The following is a 17,052-nucleotide window of genomic DNA, read 5'->3' as shown; positions in this document are numbered from 1 at the left end:
TAGCCGTGCTAAAGCACTGTCTTCGTCGCTGGCGCCTTGCTGGAACGGCTTTGCGTAAGTCCTTTTTTGACGCCCCCTCTTTAGGAATACGCCATGTCTTTTTATCCTCATCTGACAAAGCCACTCGATCTGGGTTTTACTACTTTACCTAATCGCCTGTTAATGGGTTCCATGCACGTGGGGCTGGAAGAAGTCGACAATGGCTTTGAGCGTATGGCGGCATTTTATGCAGAGCGCGCCCGTGGCGGCGTAGGCCTGATCGTGACTGGTGGCATTGCCCCGAACGAAAGAGCGCGTCCCATGCATGGCGGCGCCATGCTGACCACCGAGGCAGAAGCAGAACACCACAAGATAGTCACCAAGGCCGTGCACGATGCCGGTGGCAAGATCGCCATGCAGATTTTGCATTTTGGCCGTTATTCTTACCAGCCTACCCTGGTTGCGCCGAGCGCCATCAAGGCCCCGATCAACCCATTCAAGCCACATGCACTGACGACAGAAGAAGTCGAACAAACCATCTCTGACTTTGTCCGCTGTGCTGCATTGGCGCAATCGGCTGGCTATGATGGTGTTGAAGTCATGGGCTCTGAGGGTTACCTGATCAATGAATTCATCGCTGCTTGCACCAACCAGCGCGATGATGAATGGGGCGGCGCTTATGAAAACCGCATCCGCTTCCCTATAGAAATCGTGCGCCGCATACGCGAAAAAGTAGGAAGCAACTTCATCATCATTTACCGCCTGTCCATGCTGGATCTGGTCGATGGTGGATCAACGCTCGAAGAAGTCACGCAACTGGCAAAAGCCATAGAAGCCGCTGGTGCGACGATCATCAATACCGGCATAGGTTGGCATGAGGCGCGCATCCCTACCATTGCCACCAAGGTGCCACGCGCCGCGTTTGCCTGGGTGACCAAGAAGCTCAAAGGCCAGGTGAATATCCCGCTGATCGCCACCAACCGTATCAACACCCCTGAGATTGCCGAGCAATTGCTGGCAGAAGACTATTGCGACATGGTATCCATGGCTCGCCCGCTGCTGGCAGACCCGCTGTTCATGCGCAAGGCAGAACAGGGAAGAACAGAAGAAATCAATACCTGTATAGGTTGTAACCAGGCTTGTCTGGATCATACTTTTGGCGGCAAGGTCACGTCCTGCCTCGTCAATCCACGTGCCTGCCATGAGACTGAGTTGGTCGATGCACCTCTGGAAAAAGCCAAGCGCATTGCGGTAGTTGGCGCTGGCCCTGCAGGTTTGAGCTTTGCCACGACCGCAGCGAATCGCGGCCATGCTGTGACCCTGTTTGATGCCGGTTCTGAAATTGGCGGCCAGTTCAACATCGCCAAGCAAGTGCCGGGCAAGGAAGAGTTTTATGAAACCCTGCGTTATTTCGGCAAACAAATCGAACTGACCGGCGTCACGCTCAAGCTCAATACCAAGGTTGATGCGGCTGACCTGGCAGACTTTGATGAAGTGGTCTTGGCAACTGGCATCACCCCACGTGTCCCGCCTATTGAAGGTATAGAACATGCCAAAGTCCTCAGTTATCTTGATGTCTTGCGTGACAAGAAAACCGTTGGCAAATCTGTCGCCATCATAGGCGCTGGCGGCATAGGTTTTGATGTCGCCGAATACCTGAGCCACACTGGTACCAGCCCTAGCCTGGACCCGGAAAAATTCTATGCCGAATGGGGTATCGATACTGACTATAAAAACGTCGGTGGCTTGCGCACTGCAGATGTAGAAAAACCGGCACGCCAGATTTTCCTGTTACAGCGCAAGACTTCCAAAGTAGGTGATGGCCTCGGTAAAACCACGGGCTGGATACATCGCACAGGTCTCAAAAACCGTGAAGTGCAAATGATCGCCGGTGTCAGTTATGACAAGATAGACGACGCGGGTTTGCATGTCACCATCGGTGGCGAACAAAAATTGCTGCCAGTTGATAATGTGATTCTGTGCGCGGGCCAGGAACCAAGACGTGACCTGCAAGCCATGCTGGAAGCAGCAGGCAAGCCTGTTCATCTGATCGGTGGTGCGGATGTAGCGGCAGAACTGGATGCCAAGCGTGCTATCAACCAGGGTACGCGTCTGGCAGCGACAATTTAAATAAGGCATGAAACTGCTGGCAGCTGGCTCTGCCAGCAGTGTTCAGGCAAACAGCTTTTCGTATTCCGGCCTGTCCTGATCTGAAATAAACGCATCCAGGTACAGTGACCATGAATTCTGGTTACGGTCAGCCATGTGCTTGTTCAAGCCTGGTATCAAGGCCAGCTTGGATGGTGGCAAAGAGCGCTTGCGTATCGCATCAAATACGATATCGCTAAAGTGTTCAGCAAAGCTGACCGGGCTGCCTATCTCTTTCAGCAAGCGGTCTATGATGGCGATTTTATCGATGCGTTGGGTGTCGATAAAATAGCGCACCATCTTCGACAAAGGTGATTGCAGGCTGTTTTTTTCCAGCCGCAGTTGCTGCCGCAGGATAATTTTTTGCGTATCGGTATTCAGGCGGTTCTCAATCAATTCAAGCACGGCGCCATTTGGTGCTGCCAATGCCACTTCCAGCATGGTCCAGCGCTCATTTTCATTGGCTGCGTACTCGGCAATATTGTCATAGCTGATATGTGCCTTCAGTTCTTCATCCGAGATCAGGCTGCTGTCTTCTGTCATGACAAAATGGGTTTTGCCCAGGCTGTCGTGCATACTTTCGAGCAAGAGTGCAGTGATGGGCAGATTGCCAAAGAAAACAGAGAAGCCCAGTATGTCACCATACAGCCTGATTTTTGAGCGGTCTGAAATCGCAAATGCCCGCAAGAAATCATTGCTGTCACGGGGCAGGGCACAACGGCTGAAGTACTGGCGAGGATAGCCCCTGGCCAGATAAGTCTCGACGATGCGCAGGCCATTTTCTGCCTGCAGGCATTCAGCAACGGTAGGGACGACACCGTCATTGGCTTCTATGGCATAGCCATCGATAATAATTCGTGCACAGTGCTTTTTAATTTCTGTTTCAGAAAAGATGCTGGCATTCAGATGTTCAGAAAGCACGAATAGTGACCTTTTTAATGAAATGTCTGATGATTGATAATTTGTTGTTATGCAGAAAGACTTCTTGCATTGTAAGCGCAACCCGGACTTGCTAACAATTAAATCAGGTCAATGCAGGGGCTAAGTTGGCGCAGCCGGTTTTTTCTTCGCCTGCTCGTCACGCCAGTCCAGGTATTCGGGAAAAGTCATTTCACGCATGGCCACGCAATTACGCAGTCCCTGGGTGACTACCATGTCAAAATTTTCTGGATTGATTTTCGCTTGCGGATACACCTCACAGCGGTACAGTATGGGCAGACCATTAGGCCGCGGCTGATTCGGGGCCAGCATTTCATTGCCTATCATATTGGCCAGTAAGGCGACAAGTATGGTGTTCATAATCCCGGATTCTCTGGTGCAATACAGTCTGGATTTCGCAAAAACCTGAAATGACGGTTTTTCGACCAGTTTTTGTCAGCTAATGATAACATTGCCTTTATCGTCAATGCTGATGAAATTTTACTTTCATTAGCTAATAAAAGGAAAGAGAATTTCATGCGGCTGATCAACAAGTTTGTGCTGGTAGCAGTATTGGTTGCGGGCCTTGCCTTGCTTGTTGAATTTTTTGGCAATAAAAATCAACTTGATGCAGTCGGCGATACTCCGCTGAAAGAAGCGCCGGAATATGCGGGGATGGTGGAAAATGCAGAAAAAATGCCGGATGTAAAAATAATTCCAGGCACTTTCGTTAATGCGGTTGAGTCCAGGCAGCAGGTGCTGGAATATAAAATGAGTCTGGCAGAGAACCGCAGCTTTCAATTCAGTGTGTCTTCGTATGCGGCAAAAAAAGACTGGGCCAAGACCACGCCAGATGTCAGCAAACAATTGTCCGGTGTCTATAGAATCAAAGGCAATGTCATTTACTTCGAGAATTTACAGGGGCACACCGGCCTGATGTCGGACAAGGCACGCAGCGTGATCAGTGCCTGGACGCAGGACGGTATTGAATTCAAGAATGAAAATTCTATCATGCGCCTGCGCATGCTTGCCCCTGTGGCTGCCAGTAAACCACAATAACCAGCAATACTAATAGAGTTATAGCCGGTGCACCGTACCCGCTTGCAAGAATCAATGAATACCACTGCCAGCCAGTCACAGCAGCATCAGCAGCAAAGTCAGCAACAAAATCAGGACCAGCACCAGCTTAAAGCTGGCCTGTCTTATGAGTTGCTGTCTTTCTTTTTCTTGCTGATACCGTTTGCCATCGCCAACGGTATCGTCATTGCCAAAGCTGCAGCATTGCCCCTGTACGGTGGCAAAATCATCCTGTTTGTATTGCCGGTATCCTTTCTCTTTTTCCAGTTATGGAAGAAGCTGCTGGTGCTCAGGTTGCTGACAGCCCTGCTGGCCATCTTCGCAGGTGCCGAAGCTTATGTCGCCTATGAGTTTGGTGGTGTATCCGGTTCCAGCCTGTATTCCATACTCACGACCAGCGACAGCAGCGAATCCTTTCATTATCTGTTGCAGCATGCTCAGACCACCATGTTGTGGCTTGTTCTATGCGCAGCCAGTACTGCGCTGGCAATCTATTTTGCCCGCCGCAGCGCTTTTAAGCCTGGCGGCTTCGTGATTCTTTGCCTGCTGTGCATCGCTGGATATGGCTGGTACATCGGTGCCATGAGTGCCAGTACTTACCTCAAAGAGAAAAATGCCAACCGCTATCCGACCATCAGCGAAGATGGTAAAGAAAAACTGTTTGGTGTTGGCAATCTGCCGCCTTTGCTTTCTACCGTGAAAGATACCTATCCTTATGGTTTGCCTGTCAGGTTATGGATGTTCTGGCGCGAAGAAAAAGTCATGCGCGGCATGGAACAGAAGCTGAGTCAGTTCCGCTTTGGTGCAGCGACAGTCGCGCCGCAGGCGGAAGCTACCAATAAAGTTGCGCAAGAAACCTATGTATTGGTATTAGGCGAGACGGCCAGGTTTGACCGCTGGACTATAAATGGCTATGAACGCGATACCTCTCCCAATCTGCTCAAAGCCAGGCAAAACGGCGAACTGGTCAGCATGCGTGACATGATTACCCCGCGAACATTCACGATGGGTTCTATACCCATCTATTTGAGCGGGCGCGATATCATGCAGGAGGGTGCGCGACAGAAATCCCTGATTTCAGCCTTCAGGGAAGCCGGCTTCAAGACTTATTTCTTATCGACGCAGGTGAAGAAAAGTTTTTTGAACAATGTCACGACCCTGTTCGCGGCAGAGGCCGATGTACAGCAGTATTTTGAATCAGACGAAACCCTGGGCCTGGTGTATGACGATGCCTTGCTGGGGCCGCTCAAAAATATCCTGCAAGAAAAACCGGCAAAAAAACTCATCGTCCTGCACACCATGGGCAGCCACGCAGTTTACTCTGCCAGATATCCCAGGGCATTTGAGAAATATCCTGTCAGCAGCGCAGGCAAGGCAGGAGCAGAACCAATCGATGACATGCAGGCGACTTCGAATGCCTACGACAACAGCATCAGATATACCGATCATGTGCTCGGTGAAATCATGCAGGCATTGGCTTTATTGCCCGGTAATGCTGCCATGATCTATGGCTCAGATCACGGCGAATCATTACCCACCAAGGCTTGCAAATTCATAGGCCATGGCGTCCTGAATGAGGAGAATTTGCGCGTGCCCTATTTTGTCTGGGCCAATCAGGCCTACCGTCAGCAGCATGTGACGATGTGGCAAAATCTCTTGAAGAACCAGGACAAGGCAAGCATGACCAGTGCCAATTTCGCCACCTTGCTGGACATGGCAGGCATCAGTTTTGCAAACTTCCCTGCCGAACATAGCCTGGTCAGGGAGTACCGCGTCAGATCGGAAAGAATGGTGATGAACATGCAAAACACTGAGCTGGACTTCAATACCGCCAAGGAAAAAGCGGGAGCCTGCGGCATGTTGCAGGTCAAGGAGTAATCAGGCTTCAGACGTCTAAATCCATACCTATCCGGGCCAGCTCTTTTGCCCTTGCCGACGCGAACCAGTCCTTTTGTGCAGTGTCAAATTTTTCCAGGAAGCCTTCTTCAGGCAATTCGCCAGGCCTGGGCGTGAGTTTGAGTATGGCCTCTTTCAAGGCGACATTGCTGAGCAGGTTTTCGTTTTCAACAAGCGCATGTTTCGCATGCCGGGTCTGGAAATTACGTGACTCTGCGATCAGTTTTCCATGGTCATATAATTTGATCTCATAGCGCTGCTGTGATTTCGAGATATGCGCCATCAGCCTGGAGCGTAGCAAGAATCCCTGCATGTCCAGACTGATAAAACAGCCATCGTTTAACTGGTAGTGCGGGTGACGCCATAACTCGCCGCCATGATTACGGTTGGCAAATTCGATTCTGACCACGTTTTGCATGTCCAGTGCCAAGGGTATGGTGCTTCTGGCTGTCGCATACAGTAAGGGCACGCCATCTTCATCGCGGCTCAGGTAACCTTCAGGCAGCAGGCTGAATTGCTCTGAATGTGCCATTCCGTTCAGATCGGGCAAATCAGGATCGGTAAAGCCTTCTTCCATGCGGATGCGGAAATTACAGTCGCGTACGCTTTCGAGCTTGAGTATCAAATCGTCGGGCATGCTCAGCGCATAGCGTGTCTTCAGCACAGACTTGATCCATAATTTCTCACCTGCTCCTGTCTCTATCTGCTCCGGCTGTATCGAGGCAATGGTATGCAGCGGGCGGATAATGATTTCACCTGTCTGCTTGCGTTGTATCGCTGCATCAATATAGGGCTCATAGACATTGAGCGCTTTTGCCAGAATTTTTTCTTCAAAGCTACTCAGTTGCGGCTCTTCTTCGCGTTTTTCCAGGATCTTGGCGAGGATGGCTCGTATTCTCTCTTTTTCAGCAGCAAGGTCAGCAAACGCATAACTGCCAAAGCGGGGTAATTCATGGAGGATATTGTCTATTTTTGATTTAACCGTGTTCGGGGTATTCATTTTTTATTTTTCTGAGGAAATGCGTACAGTTGGCGCATTGATCATTGATTGCTTATTGATGGTGCATAGTCTATTTGCCTGCTATATGACATATGGCAGGCAAATAAAGATGATACATGTTGCCCCGGGCATTTGCTGTACCAACAAAGATAACAAAAGTGTCTTATTTCCTTAACTGCAATACAGGCAAGGCTTCACCCTGGGGATATTGGCCAGCCCATGCTTGCAGGCCTTGATCGCGCCATCCCTGAATTGATTTTCACCATACTGACGGAAGGTCTCTACCTGCTGCTGTATGACCGATTGTTCAGCCAGATATTGATCACTGACTGTCTGCATGTATATGCGCCTGGTTTGCAGGCGTATATCGGCGGGCAACTCCGGGAAGCGGGTATCGAAAGAGTCGGCAACAGAGCGGGCAAAGCTGCGGGTCTTGTACACATCGACGTTCCTGAGCCGGTTGGACATCGAGACCATGATGATGGACGCCACGTCTTCACAGGCCATTTCCAGTTGCAGCAGACTCAGCGGCACTTTCATGTTGGGTGAGGCTATGCCATCGCTGGCTGCGGGCGCAGAGACTTTCCCGCAGGAGGCCAGCAAGACCGTGGCCGTCAGCGTACATATCAACTTCTTCATCAGGCTGCGCCACACAGTCTTGCATACGACATGCCTACTTCATGATGGGCTTTGAGGTGGCGCATCCATTCGTCGGTCTTGTGGACCACCTGAACACCGTTCACTTTCAAAGTTGCCACCAGCTCCCGCCGCAATTCTGCAAGTTGCGCCGGAGAATTGCTCTGAAAGCCTGGTAATTCCACTTTCCAGGCGATGGTGGGAACCAGTCTGTGATGAACTTGTTTTTTTTGCACGTATTGGGTTTCCAGGCGCAAAAAGATGGTTTTTATGGCCGGGTTCTTGTTCAAGGTCTGGAAAAATTCTTTTTTCCATGCGGGTAATACAGAATTTTCGGTTTCATTCTCGTATTTTTCCGCAATATTTGTTAAGCTCATCAAAATACCTTTATAAAAATGAAGGTAAAAAAACTTTTCTCATCGAATGCTAGCAATTGTGTCTGGAAGTGTCAATTTTGATGCACCATGCAGAACCCTGTAAATTACGCAGTTCCGATGAAAAACTATTGCTGGGTATGTATTTTTTAAAATTCGGTTAAGTCAATGAATAAACTCGCTCTGTCTTTGTTAGCCACTTTGGTATTTGGAAGTACTTGCAATATTGCCCATGCTCAAGACAAGAAAAAAATTCCAATTCCGGAGATCAGGGAACCGCTTGATGACAAGCGCTCGCAACGCTTGATTGTACTCGCGACTGACCTGATGTTTGTCAGACATTTTGCCAGTGACAGGCAAATCAAGCTCAAGGAGCTGGAAATTAATGTCAGTCTTGAACCATTTAATGAAAAGCAAAAAGAGCTTCTTGCCATCCGTAAAAAGCAAATGGAAGAATGCGTCAAAGATGCAACAACAGTCCAGGGCAATTTTTTCACTGCCTATGATCAATTGAATGCGTCCAAATACGAGGTATCTGACTATAAGGCGATCTATGCCTATGCCAAGAAAAACCTGCTGGAGTTCCAGCGCAAGGATTTGCTGCAGCCAGCCGAGCTGAAGTCGTACGAAGACAGCAGGCCGCAGGGTTTTACATTCCGCAGTGTCTGCATTGACGACGGTGTGGCACCGAAGCTGAAAGAAAAGACGGAATTTGTCTCACCGAATGCATTGCCGAAAAAATGATGCAGACCAGCTGCTGCAAGCGCTCTGTCAACCACAAATGAATAAGAGTAAATAAGCCATGATGTTTCAATCATTCTTGCGCAAGAAATTACGCAGGCTGGCAACGACCCTGTTTTTCCTGGTCTTGTGCATGCTCAGTGCCGTCGCTGTCTTTGCCTTGCTGGTAACAGCCCTGAATGCCACCGGCGCGGGTGCCATGGCAATACCTGGTGCTTTTGTCTGCGTTATTTTCTATGAGTTGGGACGCTATTTTTTCTACCGTAGTTTTTTTATGCAGCAATTGGCCCGGTTTGCGGCCTGGAAACAAGTACTTGATGAAAGTAAAGAGTGAGTACCATGAGCACAGTTAGCACACTTAACGAAGTCAGCGCCAATCATGCTGCGGGCAAGTCAACCACCATGTCGGGCAGCGTCATGCAAATCTTGTTTGCTGTCAGTGCCGTGATTTGTCTGCTATTTGGAATTGGTCTTACCCGCATGCTCAGCATCTATTTTGAACAGCGTGTATTCAGCCTGATTATTTTTTGTGCATTGCTCTTGTTGCCTCTGTGCTTTGCCTTGCGCCTGCCGTCACTGACAACCGGGAGGCTGCACCTGCTGCTGGTGAGCGTATATTTTCTGATCGGCCTCCTCGCCAATACCCTGTTTCCACAACTCAAGGCTTATCTGGCCTGGTTGTTTTATGGTTTTTGCCTGACCGTGTTTTTACTCGCCCTGGTAACGGCAGGGCAGGCCGTGCGTCTGGGTATTGCCCGCCTGTTCAGGCGCAATCGGTAGATACAGATAGGAGCAGGTTTTGTTGCGCCTACACATTCCCATCAGCATTTGTGCACTTGCACTCATGTGGCCGGTGCTGGCGGCACCGGCTGCCGGGGTAAAGCCTCAGCCTGACCCCAGGCCAAGGACCAGCTTGCCAGGCCAGGTGCCACAGCACCACAACGAATATGAGCTGACTATTTATCGCCTGCCTGCAGGTAGTGAAGTGGCCAGGCAAGTTTGCGGGGCGGTCCGCAAGTGTGAGAAAAAAGTCAGTGGTCCTTATTCTTTCTACGCGTTTTCATCGAAATTTGATGAATTCGACAGTGATTTTGCCAGGATGAATGTCAGTCGTTTGCAGCAGTATGCGGTGTCAGCGAATTACGAATTCATACTGGGGAAGTATTTCTCCGTGGCCTTCAAGAAGAGCGGGACTGTAGGTGAGCAGGTGCTTTTTGAGGATGTCAGTTTTGTCGTCAGGCCCATGCAGCTCGATGCAGGGAAAATGGAAGTGGATGTGTTTGGCATGTTCAAGTACCACCTGTTGGGATCGGGGCAAAAAATCAGCCCGTCTGGCCGTAATATCAAATTCAAGTCATCCATCAGCGAGTCAAAAAACTTTTTCCTGATTGCCGAGGCGCAGGTGCAAAAGAATGAGCCAGTATATCTGGCAGTGATCAAGCAATGTGATGAAATCATTGATCCTTCGTACGAAGTCAAAATGCTGGAGAAGGGCTTATGAAAAGAATATACCTCCTGGTCTGCTTTGCTACTGCAGCACAATCATGTCTTGCGGGCGGGTCCTTAAGCGAAGAACTGGCCGCTGAGCGCGGCATCAAACTGGTCAATGTGGATTTGCTGGGGAAATCCAAATCAGCGCCGGTAAAGCCGCAAATCATGAGCTGCAACGGTACTCCAGCAGGTAGTAAAGCCGCGGGTGGTGATGTGCTGCAAAACAAGGATGGAAAGATGGTGATCGGCAACAGCCAGCCAGCCGCCTCGCAAGAATTTGATGTGGAGAAGATGAAGGAATCACTGATGGATGTCTCCAGGCAGGCCGCCAGCAGCCGCTATCAGGCAGCTATGGCGCAGGGTGGAAAAAAGAAAACCTGCAATTTGAATCTGACTGAGTAATTTATCTTAAATAAGCTAACCCCAATCAGCTACTGCAAAATATATCACCTGGAATACATGTCATGCCATTGATAGATCAATTAGTCGAAGCCCTGCACAACCTGCACAAACCTCATGTGGAAAGGGCTTTGCAGCTATACCAGTCGATACAGGCCCCGGATGGCCTGGCTGCTGAATACTACCGGCATCTGCAGCAGAACAGCCCTGCCATGGCCGCTGATTTGCCTGCTGATGGTGGTGCAAAGCTGGCGGCAGCGCTGGAGGCCCTGTACGGCGTAATACAGGTGCTGAACCGTTGCGCAACCAATTTCCCTTTCGGACGAGCTTTACCGCTGCTGCCATTTGTCGCAGAAGACCAGGCAGTCAGGGCGGTGCAGGAGACTTTGTTCGACAAGATGAAGGATGAATATTTTTCTCCGGCCGTGTCTGATGATGCCAATGGCGAGGCCGTGTATCTGAATCGCCTCGCAATGATACGGGAAATGTTGCAGGAATAGCCGGGTCCAGGTGCCTGCACCACCCTGGCCTCTGGCACAGAGCTAACTTGAGGCAAACCATGCGCAAGCAGGATGGCTGTTGATGAATTCTTTCTGCATGCCCCATTGTTTCTTCATGACATGAACTTGACGCTCGCCTGTCAGCTTTATTTTCTTTGAAATATTTCCCTCCGAAAACTTCCCTCATGACTGCCAGCTGACAGTATTTCGCTGCCTTGTTACAAACAAGATGTTTTTTACCATCATTGTCTTAATAATTTAATTGTAAAGCTGGTAGAATTTGGAATAAATGTCGAAAAAACCTTATCTGGCCTTTGTTTTCATAAATTGACATGATAAGATTATTGAAGAATTCTAAATTTTTCTATGAAAAAAGACCCTGCAGCATCAGCACCGCCAACGCCCAAGCCTGTGGTCAAAAAGACCAGGCGTTATGGCTTTGAGTTTTATAGGGATAACTTCCGCCGCATGACTGTCCTGGCGATAGGCCTGGTCGGTCTGGACATAGTCCTGGTGGTGGGAATGTTCCTGGTTTATAGCAGTTTTCCCCAGCGTGATTTGTATGCCACCACGCGCAATGGTTTATTGGTGAAATTGAGGCAGTTTGACACTGTCGGCCAGGTAAAGTCTGCCAAGGCCGCCAAGGCTGCGAATGCGCCAGCAGGCGCAGCAGCAAATGTTGAATAAGCGTATCCATAACGTGTAAGAGGATCAAGATGTCTGGCTCCATAGCTCAACAACAATTGCCAGCCAAGGCGGAAACCAAGCCGCCTGTGCATGCAGTTGACGCGTCGCTTGCAGGCGGCAATACCAGGGAAACCACAGGGCAGCCTGAGCTGAATATGGCACGCGCCGAGTTTTATCTCGACCGTTACCGCTTTATCCAGAAAATTGTGGCAGGTCTGCTGGTGCTGACTATCCTGCTGGCGTATGCCTTGTACGATGTTTACCGCAATCCCCCCAAGCCCCTGTATATCGCCGCAGAAAATGATGGACGCATTATTGAATTGCGCCCCATCAGCCGCCCCACCATTTCCAAGAATGCCTTGCTGACCTGGGCTGCTGAGTCTGTCACTTCGATTTTTACTTATGACTATGTGAATTACCGCAGGCAGTTCCAGAGCAATGTCGATTATTTCAGTGCCGAGGGCTGGCAGGCATACATGGATCAACTGGATAAATCAGGCACGCTGCAGACCGTCAAGGAAAAATCCATGCTGGTTTCTGCCGTTGTTACCAGCAGCCCCGTAATCACTGGTGAAGCACCGGTAAATGGTATCTATATGTGGAAAGTAGAAATGCCGATCGATGTGACTTACACGCCTTTCGGACAAAGTCCTATCAAGCAAAAACTGATCATCAAGATGAACCTGCGTGCCATTTCTCCATTGGAGAACCCGCGCGGCGTGGTGATTGATAGCTTCAGTACATTCGAGCGGTGATTTGAGGTCGTTGATGATGAATAAGAATAGAAATATCCGGCTTGCCTGCGCACTCTTCATGGGGTTGCTTGGTACTGCCGCTTTGGCCAGACAGGCTGGTGCCGAGGCTCCGCCTGCCAAGTCACAAACCAAACCCGGTGAAATGGCCCTGCCCAGTGCCTTGCCACCCGCACCTGCAGAGTCAATGCAGCAGGCCAGCCCTGCCAGCGCAGCGAGATTGACAGCATCTGAACTGAATGCCAGATATAGCGACCCTGCCATGCTGCCGTCACCAGATGGTTATGCGAAACCACGCACCAAGCTCAAGATGCCGCAGTTACGCGATCCCAAAGAGCAGGCCTTTGATGAGTTGCTCGATGAAACCGTGACTTTCAGCCGTGATGAAATCAATCGCTATTACGACCGCATTGATGATTTCAAGCGTTCGGTGCGCACACCTGACGGGCAGATGCACAGGGCGGTGATTTCTTCGGTGATTGTGAACTTGCAGCCTGGCTCGGTGATCCCGGTGATGCGCCTGAACGTCAATGAAAACTCGTCCTTGCTGTTCACGGATTCAACGGGCAATCCCTGGCCTGTGGTCAAATTTGCGGCTCCTTCCAAGAGCATGTTTGCGGTGGAATTTCATCCGAATAATAATCCGCATGAAATTGCCCTGGAACCTATCAAGGATTATGCCTACGGCAATTTGAAAGTTTTCCTGGCGGGCATGAGCACACCAGTCTTTGTGCGCCTGGTCACCGGTCAAAAAGAAACTGATGTGCGTCTGGACGCGAGGATGCCTGTACGCGGACCGAATGCCGCTGCCCTGATAGAAAAGCAAATGCCGCCTGAGGCTTCTTCTTCGATGTTCTCCATGCTCAATGGCGTGGTACCAGAAAAAGCACAGGAACTCAGGGTTGAGGGGGCAGATGCCAGGGCCTGGATGCTGGATGGAAAAATGTATTTGCGCCTGACCAACAAGACTTCAGTGCGCTCACCATCATGGACAGGAACCATGTCCTCGATTGATGGTACCAATGTTTATGAGCTTCCTGCGCGCACGCCGGTGATCTATGCAGCGCAAGAAGGTAAGAGTGTTGAATTACGCGTGTCGGGGTTTTAAATGGCAGAAAAGAAAACAGGCGGAATGGCTTTCCTGGCAAATCCTAAATCCCGCATGATGGTCATTGGTGTTGCCGTTGTCCTGGTCGCCGGTATTGCACTGGCAGTCAATGGCATGATCAAGAAAAATTCCATGAGCAAAGAGTCGAGCGAGCCCACTAGCACCGCAGCCCTGCCAGCCGATGCGAATAAAAAGGCCGCCATCGACCCTACAAAAGTCGATGCTCAGCAATCTGACTTGCGCAAAACTGCCAACGAAGATGCGGCCAAACGGGCAGAGTCAAACGGGCAGACCTTTATTGCAACGATGCGTCCGGACGCCGCGCCGGCATCTGTTGCCAGTGCCGGCAATGGCATAGACCCAAGCATGTACGCGGCCCGCAATGCCGACAATGGCTATGCCCGGTACGCAAGTGCACGCGAACCCAGCGAGCAGGATATCCGTGATGCAGAAGCCGCCCAGCAGAAAAAAGTTGATGAATGGAAACGCAAGCTGACTGCCGATAAAGCCAAGATCAACGAGGCATGGGAGCCCGGGTCCAGGGTTTTCTACACGGCCTATGTAGGCAACGAGAGTGTCCAGGGTGAGAAAAAAGAAAAAGATGTCCATGAACAGCAAGTTGGCAAGGCTGATGCACAAAAGAAAGGCCAGGTCTTTGCCAGGGCCGGTGATATTTTCTATGGCAGCATCGATATAGGCATGAATACCGATGAACCTAGTGCCATTACTGCCTACATTCTGAGCGGCCCATTCAAGGGCGGCAAACTGCTTGGCGCCTTGGCAGGGCAGACCGCGCCTTACTCAGAAAAAGCCGTGATTCAATTTACTTCTCTGAATCATCCCAAGTTTGAACGCTCCATCCCCGTCAAAATTTTTGCTGTTGACCGGGATACAAAGCGCGCAGCGGTTGCCGATAATGTGGACAGGCATTTGCTGACCAAATTCGGGCTGGCTGCCATTGTTGATTTTGCCCAGGGGTATGCCGAGGGCAAGTCGCAAAATAATTCGACGGTTATTTATGGCCAGAATGGTTCACCTACGGTGGTGACACAGTCAGAGCTTAACAACAAGCAATTGATCGCCCGTGGTGCCGCAAAAACCATGAACCGTGTAGCCAGCACGCTGGCACCGTACACCAACAGGCCAAATACCCTGGAAGTATATTCACAAACCGAAATAGGCCTGCTGGTCGCGGCTGACATCGTCTATGTCGAAGGTGTCAATGCTGACAATAGCGGGCCTGCACCAGGCGCTGCTACTGCAAATGGTGCAAGGCAGGCCGCAGTTGCGAATTCCTATGCACCAGCGCTTCCTATGCCACCTGTCCAGCCGCCAGCCATGTATGGTCAGCAGCAAATGTATGTGCCGCAGCCTGCCTATCCTCAGCCAGCCTATGGTGGTCAGCCCGCAGTGTATGGGCAAATCCCTGTGTATGGTCAACGCTAGTACCGCTGGTAAAACGCATTTTCATTTTTGACCGCAAAGCCAAAAGTAAATTGAAGATAAGGAATAGATGATGGGTATGAATGACTGGGATGGCCTTTCAGGCGAGCATGATGAAAATGCCGGAGTTGCTTCTTCGCAAGCTGGTAAGACAGAGTCAGAAAAAAAAGTAGTACCTATGTCGCCGGTGGCTGCAAAAAATAATAACAAGACCATGTACCTGGCCATGGGTGGTCTCATGTTGTTTGTCATGGGGGTATATGGTTACTACCAGTACATGCAACTCCAGGCCGCGCAAAACGATGAGCGTATGCGGCAGCAGCAGGCATTTAAAAATCAAAAGGAAGATGCTGAGCGCAAGAAGCGCGAGGCTGAGGCAAAAGACAAGCCAGTCGTAGCAGCCACAGAAAAGCCAGTGGCTGAAACCGCAGCCGCACCAGCCAGCCAGCCCCAGAATGATGACCTGGCTGCGTTGGCGCAGCTCAAAAACCGCAATGGCAGCAACCCGGCTGCACCTGTTGCAGCGGCAACTACGGCCACAACGGCAGCGCCTGCGCCTGCCCCGGTAGCTGTACCTGCACAAACAGCAAATACGATGGCGCCAAGGCCTGTCTTGCAAAGCGCAGCAGTTGCGCCAACTTATGCTCCAAGCCAGGATGCACAGAAGCGGGAGCAATATGTCAGCATGCTGGAAGGGCGGGTGAATGACCTCGGCCTGACTAAATTGCGCCTGGAAGCTGAGCTCTGCAAATACGAACCCAGACGTGCTTTCTGTAATGCATCCAATAAATCTGGAGCCGTGCCGGAAGCGCAGCGTGAACCAGTTCAAGCGAATATCAGGTCAGGCCAACAGGTTCAGTCTGTCCAGCCAGCCCAGCAAGTTCAGTCAAACGGCGGTCGTGTCATGTTGTTTGACACCGCCAGACCAGGAAGCACAGTCGCAACCGAACTGCCCCGCATTTCCACAAAGACCAGCGTCGCACAAGCTCAAAACCCGGGTGCCCGTACCCAGATAATGGATGCCACGCCCAAGGCCCTGTCCCTGCAAGGCCTGACTATCTTGCGTGACCGTGTACTTTATCGTGATCGTGATGGCCTGACCCATGAGGTTGAGCTTGGTGGTGACATGGAAGGTCTGGGCCGTTTGGAAAGAATCGATTTCGAAAGAAAATCTTTCCAGGCTGGTGGACGTACTTATAACTAATGAATAACTGATGACAGCTATGGGGACTTTGATGTCAGCATCGCGCTTACGATTACTTGCCGGCATGGCAGCCTGCTTGCTGGCGGCGCCAGCCTTTGCTCAGGGGCCGACGGCCTTGACGATGTTGCTGAAGTTTGGCGAGAGCATTCCCGGGCTATGGAACTTTGTGCAGGCCATGGCTTTTGTGACTGCGATGTTCCTGTTCGGTTTTTCCATGTTCAAGTTAAAGCGCATAGGGGAGAGAAAATCCGATGAGGGGGCGATGTCAGTGGTCATGACCTTGCTGGCCGCAACCGGTATGTTTTATCTGTCTTCTTCCATCGACACCTTCCTGGTTTCGACCTTTGGCACCAGCAGCATCATGACCTATACCACCTCTTCCATACTGGATGCGGATGGCATCAAGGCAGCGCGGGTAGTGATCGGTTTCGTTAACCTGATAGGCCTGATTGCGTTTGTCCGTGGCTGGTATGCACTCAAGATGCTGGGGTCTGGTGGTGGTCATAAAGAAGACACAGCCAAGCGCGCCATCGTATTACTGGTTGGTGGTACTTTCTGCCTGAATATCGTTGCACTTTCAGAAGTTTTGCAAAAAACATTGGGGATCAGCAACATTATCATCACCCCTTGAGGCCAGGCTTTGCAGATTGTCTTAAAAAGGAAAATATTTTTACTTTTGTTTGTATAAAAACTTGAAAG

General features: G+C 50.5%; 20 protein-coding genes. 15 read left to right on the top strand and 5 right to left on the bottom strand.

Annotated features, from left to right (window positions below; all coding sequences use genetic code 11):
• The first annotated feature begins 93 nt into the window (after positions 1–93).
• Positions 94–2,109, top strand: coding sequence for an NADPH-dependent 2,4-dienoyl-CoA reductase (locus tag UNDKW_RS25595; RefSeq protein ID WP_162061055.1), 2,016 nt, complete (start codon positions 94–96; stop codon positions 2,107–2,109).
• A 42-nt stretch (positions 2,110–2,151) separates the two neighbouring features.
• Here the strand turns inward: UNDKW_RS25595 and UNDKW_RS25590 are convergent, their stop codons facing one another.
• A complete protein-coding gene (locus UNDKW_RS25590; protein ID WP_162061054.1) occupies positions 2,152–3,048 on the bottom strand; it encodes a hypothetical protein in 897 nt (298 codons plus the stop codon).
• Between the two features lie 120 nt (positions 3,049–3,168).
• Positions 3,169–3,426, bottom strand: a complete 258-nt coding sequence (locus tag UNDKW_RS25585; protein ID WP_162043646.1) for a hypothetical protein — start codon at positions 3,424–3,426, stop codon at positions 3,169–3,171.
• A gap of 156 nt (positions 3,427–3,582) precedes the next feature.
• Here UNDKW_RS25585 and UNDKW_RS25580 point away from each other — a divergent pair, with 156 nt between their 5' ends.
• Positions 3,583–4,104: a hypothetical protein gene (locus UNDKW_RS25580; protein WP_162061053.1), complete on the top strand. Its 522-nt coding sequence runs from the start codon at positions 3,583–3,585 to the stop codon at positions 4,102–4,104.
• A gap of 54 nt (positions 4,105–4,158) precedes the next feature.
• On the top strand, positions 4,159–6,000 hold the full coding sequence (locus UNDKW_RS25575; RefSeq protein ID WP_162061052.1) for a phosphoethanolamine transferase: 1,842 nt from the start codon (positions 4,159–4,161) through the stop codon (positions 5,998–6,000).
• 7 nt (positions 6,001–6,007) lie between these two features.
• Here the strand turns inward: UNDKW_RS25575 and UNDKW_RS25570 are convergent, their stop codons facing one another.
• The 3 genes from UNDKW_RS25570 to UNDKW_RS25560 form a co-directional block, all read right to left on the bottom strand.
• Positions 6,008–7,018, bottom strand: a complete 1,011-nt coding sequence (locus UNDKW_RS25570) for a hypothetical protein (protein WP_162061051.1) — start codon at positions 7,016–7,018, stop codon at positions 6,008–6,010.
• A 171-nt stretch (positions 7,019–7,189) separates the two neighbouring features.
• Positions 7,190–7,657 carry a hypothetical protein gene (locus tag UNDKW_RS25565; protein ID WP_162061050.1) on the bottom strand — a complete coding sequence of 156 codons (468 nt, stop codon included), beginning with the start codon at positions 7,655–7,657 and terminating at the stop codon, positions 7,190–7,192.
• Positions 7,657–8,031 (bottom strand): hypothetical protein, encoded by a 375-nt coding sequence (locus tag UNDKW_RS25560; RefSeq protein ID WP_162061049.1) that lies wholly within the window; start codon positions 8,029–8,031, stop codon positions 7,657–7,659. The genes UNDKW_RS25565 and UNDKW_RS25560 overlap by 1 nt, the downstream gene beginning before the upstream one ends.
• Positions 8,032–8,196: 165 nt before the next feature.
• On the opposite strand from UNDKW_RS25560, the gene UNDKW_RS25555 reads away from it, so the two are divergent.
• From UNDKW_RS25555 to UNDKW_RS25500, 12 genes are all read left to right on the top strand, one after another.
• Positions 8,197–8,772: a hypothetical protein gene (locus UNDKW_RS25555; protein WP_162061048.1), complete on the top strand. Its 576-nt coding sequence runs from the start codon at positions 8,197–8,199 to the stop codon at positions 8,770–8,772.
• A 58-nt stretch (positions 8,773–8,830) separates the two neighbouring features.
• Entirely contained in the window at positions 8,831–9,103 is a 273-nt protein-coding gene (locus tag UNDKW_RS25550) for a hypothetical protein (protein ID WP_162061047.1), read from the top strand.
• A gap of 5 nt (positions 9,104–9,108) precedes the next feature.
• Positions 9,109–9,549 (top strand): hypothetical protein, encoded by a 441-nt coding sequence (locus UNDKW_RS25545; protein WP_162061046.1) that lies wholly within the window; start codon positions 9,109–9,111, stop codon positions 9,547–9,549.
• Between the two features lie 19 nt (positions 9,550–9,568).
• Positions 9,569–10,270 carry a hypothetical protein gene (locus UNDKW_RS25540; protein WP_162061045.1) on the top strand — a complete coding sequence of 234 codons (702 nt, stop codon included), beginning with the start codon at positions 9,569–9,571 and terminating at the stop codon, positions 10,268–10,270.
• Entirely contained in the window at positions 10,267–10,662 is a 396-nt protein-coding gene (locus tag UNDKW_RS25535; protein ID WP_162061044.1) for a hypothetical protein, read from the top strand. The genes UNDKW_RS25540 and UNDKW_RS25535 overlap by 4 nt, the downstream gene beginning before the upstream one ends.
• A gap of 62 nt (positions 10,663–10,724) precedes the next feature.
• A complete protein-coding gene (locus UNDKW_RS25530; RefSeq protein ID WP_162061043.1) occupies positions 10,725–11,159 on the top strand; it encodes a hypothetical protein in 435 nt (144 codons plus the stop codon).
• Between the two features lie 366 nt (positions 11,160–11,525).
• Positions 11,526–11,846 carry a hypothetical protein gene (locus UNDKW_RS25525; RefSeq protein WP_162061042.1) on the top strand — a complete coding sequence of 107 codons (321 nt, stop codon included), beginning with the start codon at positions 11,526–11,528 and terminating at the stop codon, positions 11,844–11,846.
• Between the two features lie 29 nt (positions 11,847–11,875).
• Complete coding sequence (locus UNDKW_RS25520) at positions 11,876–12,601, top strand: DotI/IcmL/TraM family protein (RefSeq protein WP_162061041.1); 726 nt, start codon at positions 11,876–11,878, stop codon at positions 12,599–12,601.
• A 16-nt stretch (positions 12,602–12,617) separates the two neighbouring features.
• Entirely contained in the window at positions 12,618–13,706 is a 1,089-nt protein-coding gene (locus UNDKW_RS25515; RefSeq protein ID WP_162061040.1) for a DotH/IcmK family type IV secretion protein, read from the top strand.
• The gene (locus UNDKW_RS25510) at positions 13,707–15,152 is read left to right on the top strand and encodes a DotG/IcmE/VirB10 family protein (RefSeq protein ID WP_162062108.1); all 1,446 of its coding nucleotides are present in this window, start codon (positions 13,707–13,709) and stop codon (positions 15,150–15,152) included.
• Between the two features lie 70 nt (positions 15,153–15,222).
• The gene (locus UNDKW_RS25505) at positions 15,223–16,353 is read left to right on the top strand and encodes a hypothetical protein (RefSeq protein ID WP_162061039.1); all 1,131 of its coding nucleotides are present in this window, start codon (positions 15,223–15,225) and stop codon (positions 16,351–16,353) included.
• A gap of 31 nt (positions 16,354–16,384) precedes the next feature.
• A complete protein-coding gene (locus UNDKW_RS25500) occupies positions 16,385–16,984 on the top strand; it encodes a hypothetical protein (RefSeq protein WP_162061038.1) in 600 nt (199 codons plus the stop codon).
• Positions 16,985–17,052 lie beyond the last annotated feature (68 nt).

The sequence above is a fragment of the Undibacterium sp. KW1 genome (assembly GCF_009937955.1).
Classification (GTDB): domain Bacteria; phylum Pseudomonadota; class Gammaproteobacteria; order Burkholderiales; family Burkholderiaceae_D; genus Undibacterium.
The sequence above is the reverse complement of the archived record's forward strand: the minus strand, read 5'-3'. Positions and strand labels throughout refer to the sequence as shown.

What these genes read in the sequence shown, in the direction of transcription:
- UNDKW_RS25530 (WP_162061043.1), top strand. Translation starts at nt 10,725, where the DNA reads ATGCCATTGATAGATCAATTAGTCGAAGCCCTGCACAACCTGCACAAA.
- UNDKW_RS25550 (WP_162061047.1), top strand. Translation starts at nt 8,831, where the DNA reads ATGATGTTTCAATCATTCTTGCGCAAGAAATTACGCAGGCTGGCAACG.
- UNDKW_RS25510 (WP_162062108.1), top strand. Translation starts at nt 13,707, where the DNA reads ATGGCAGAAAAGAAAACAGGCGGAATGGCTTTCCTGGCAAATCCTAAA.
- UNDKW_RS25555 (WP_162061048.1), top strand. Translation starts at nt 8,197, where the DNA reads ATGAATAAACTCGCTCTGTCTTTGTTAGCCACTTTGGTATTTGGAAGT.
- UNDKW_RS25545 (WP_162061046.1), top strand. Translation starts at nt 9,109, where the DNA reads ATGAGCACAGTTAGCACACTTAACGAAGTCAGCGCCAATCATGCTGCG.
- UNDKW_RS25575 (WP_162061052.1), top strand. Translation starts at nt 4,159, where the DNA reads ATGAATACCACTGCCAGCCAGTCACAGCAGCATCAGCAGCAAAGTCAG.
- UNDKW_RS25580 (WP_162061053.1), top strand. Translation starts at nt 3,583, where the DNA reads ATGCGGCTGATCAACAAGTTTGTGCTGGTAGCAGTATTGGTTGCGGGC.
- UNDKW_RS25500 (WP_162061038.1), top strand. Translation starts at nt 16,385, where the DNA reads ATGTCAGCATCGCGCTTACGATTACTTGCCGGCATGGCAGCCTGCTTG.
- UNDKW_RS25520 (WP_162061041.1), top strand. Translation starts at nt 11,876, where the DNA reads ATGTCTGGCTCCATAGCTCAACAACAATTGCCAGCCAAGGCGGAAACC.
- UNDKW_RS25505 (WP_162061039.1), top strand. Translation starts at nt 15,223, where the DNA reads ATGGGTATGAATGACTGGGATGGCCTTTCAGGCGAGCATGATGAAAAT.
- UNDKW_RS25535 (WP_162061044.1), top strand. Translation starts at nt 10,267, where the DNA reads ATGAAAAGAATATACCTCCTGGTCTGCTTTGCTACTGCAGCACAATCA.
- UNDKW_RS25570 (WP_162061051.1), bottom strand. Translation starts at nt 7,018, where the DNA reads ATGAATACCCCGAACACGGTTAAATCAAAAATAGACAATATCCTCCAT.
- UNDKW_RS25565 (WP_162061050.1), bottom strand. Translation starts at nt 7,657, where the DNA reads ATGAAGAAGTTGATATGTACGCTGACGGCCACGGTCTTGCTGGCCTCC.
- UNDKW_RS25525 (WP_162061042.1), top strand. Translation starts at nt 11,526, where the DNA reads ATGAAAAAAGACCCTGCAGCATCAGCACCGCCAACGCCCAAGCCTGTG.
- UNDKW_RS25560 (WP_162061049.1), bottom strand. Translation starts at nt 8,031, where the DNA reads ATGAGCTTAACAAATATTGCGGAAAAATACGAGAATGAAACCGAAAAT.
- UNDKW_RS25595 (WP_162061055.1), top strand. Translation starts at nt 94, where the DNA reads ATGTCTTTTTATCCTCATCTGACAAAGCCACTCGATCTGGGTTTTACT.
- UNDKW_RS25585 (WP_162043646.1), bottom strand. Translation starts at nt 3,426, where the DNA reads ATGAACACCATACTTGTCGCCTTACTGGCCAATATGATAGGCAATGAA.
- UNDKW_RS25515 (WP_162061040.1), top strand. Translation starts at nt 12,618, where the DNA reads ATGAATAAGAATAGAAATATCCGGCTTGCCTGCGCACTCTTCATGGGG.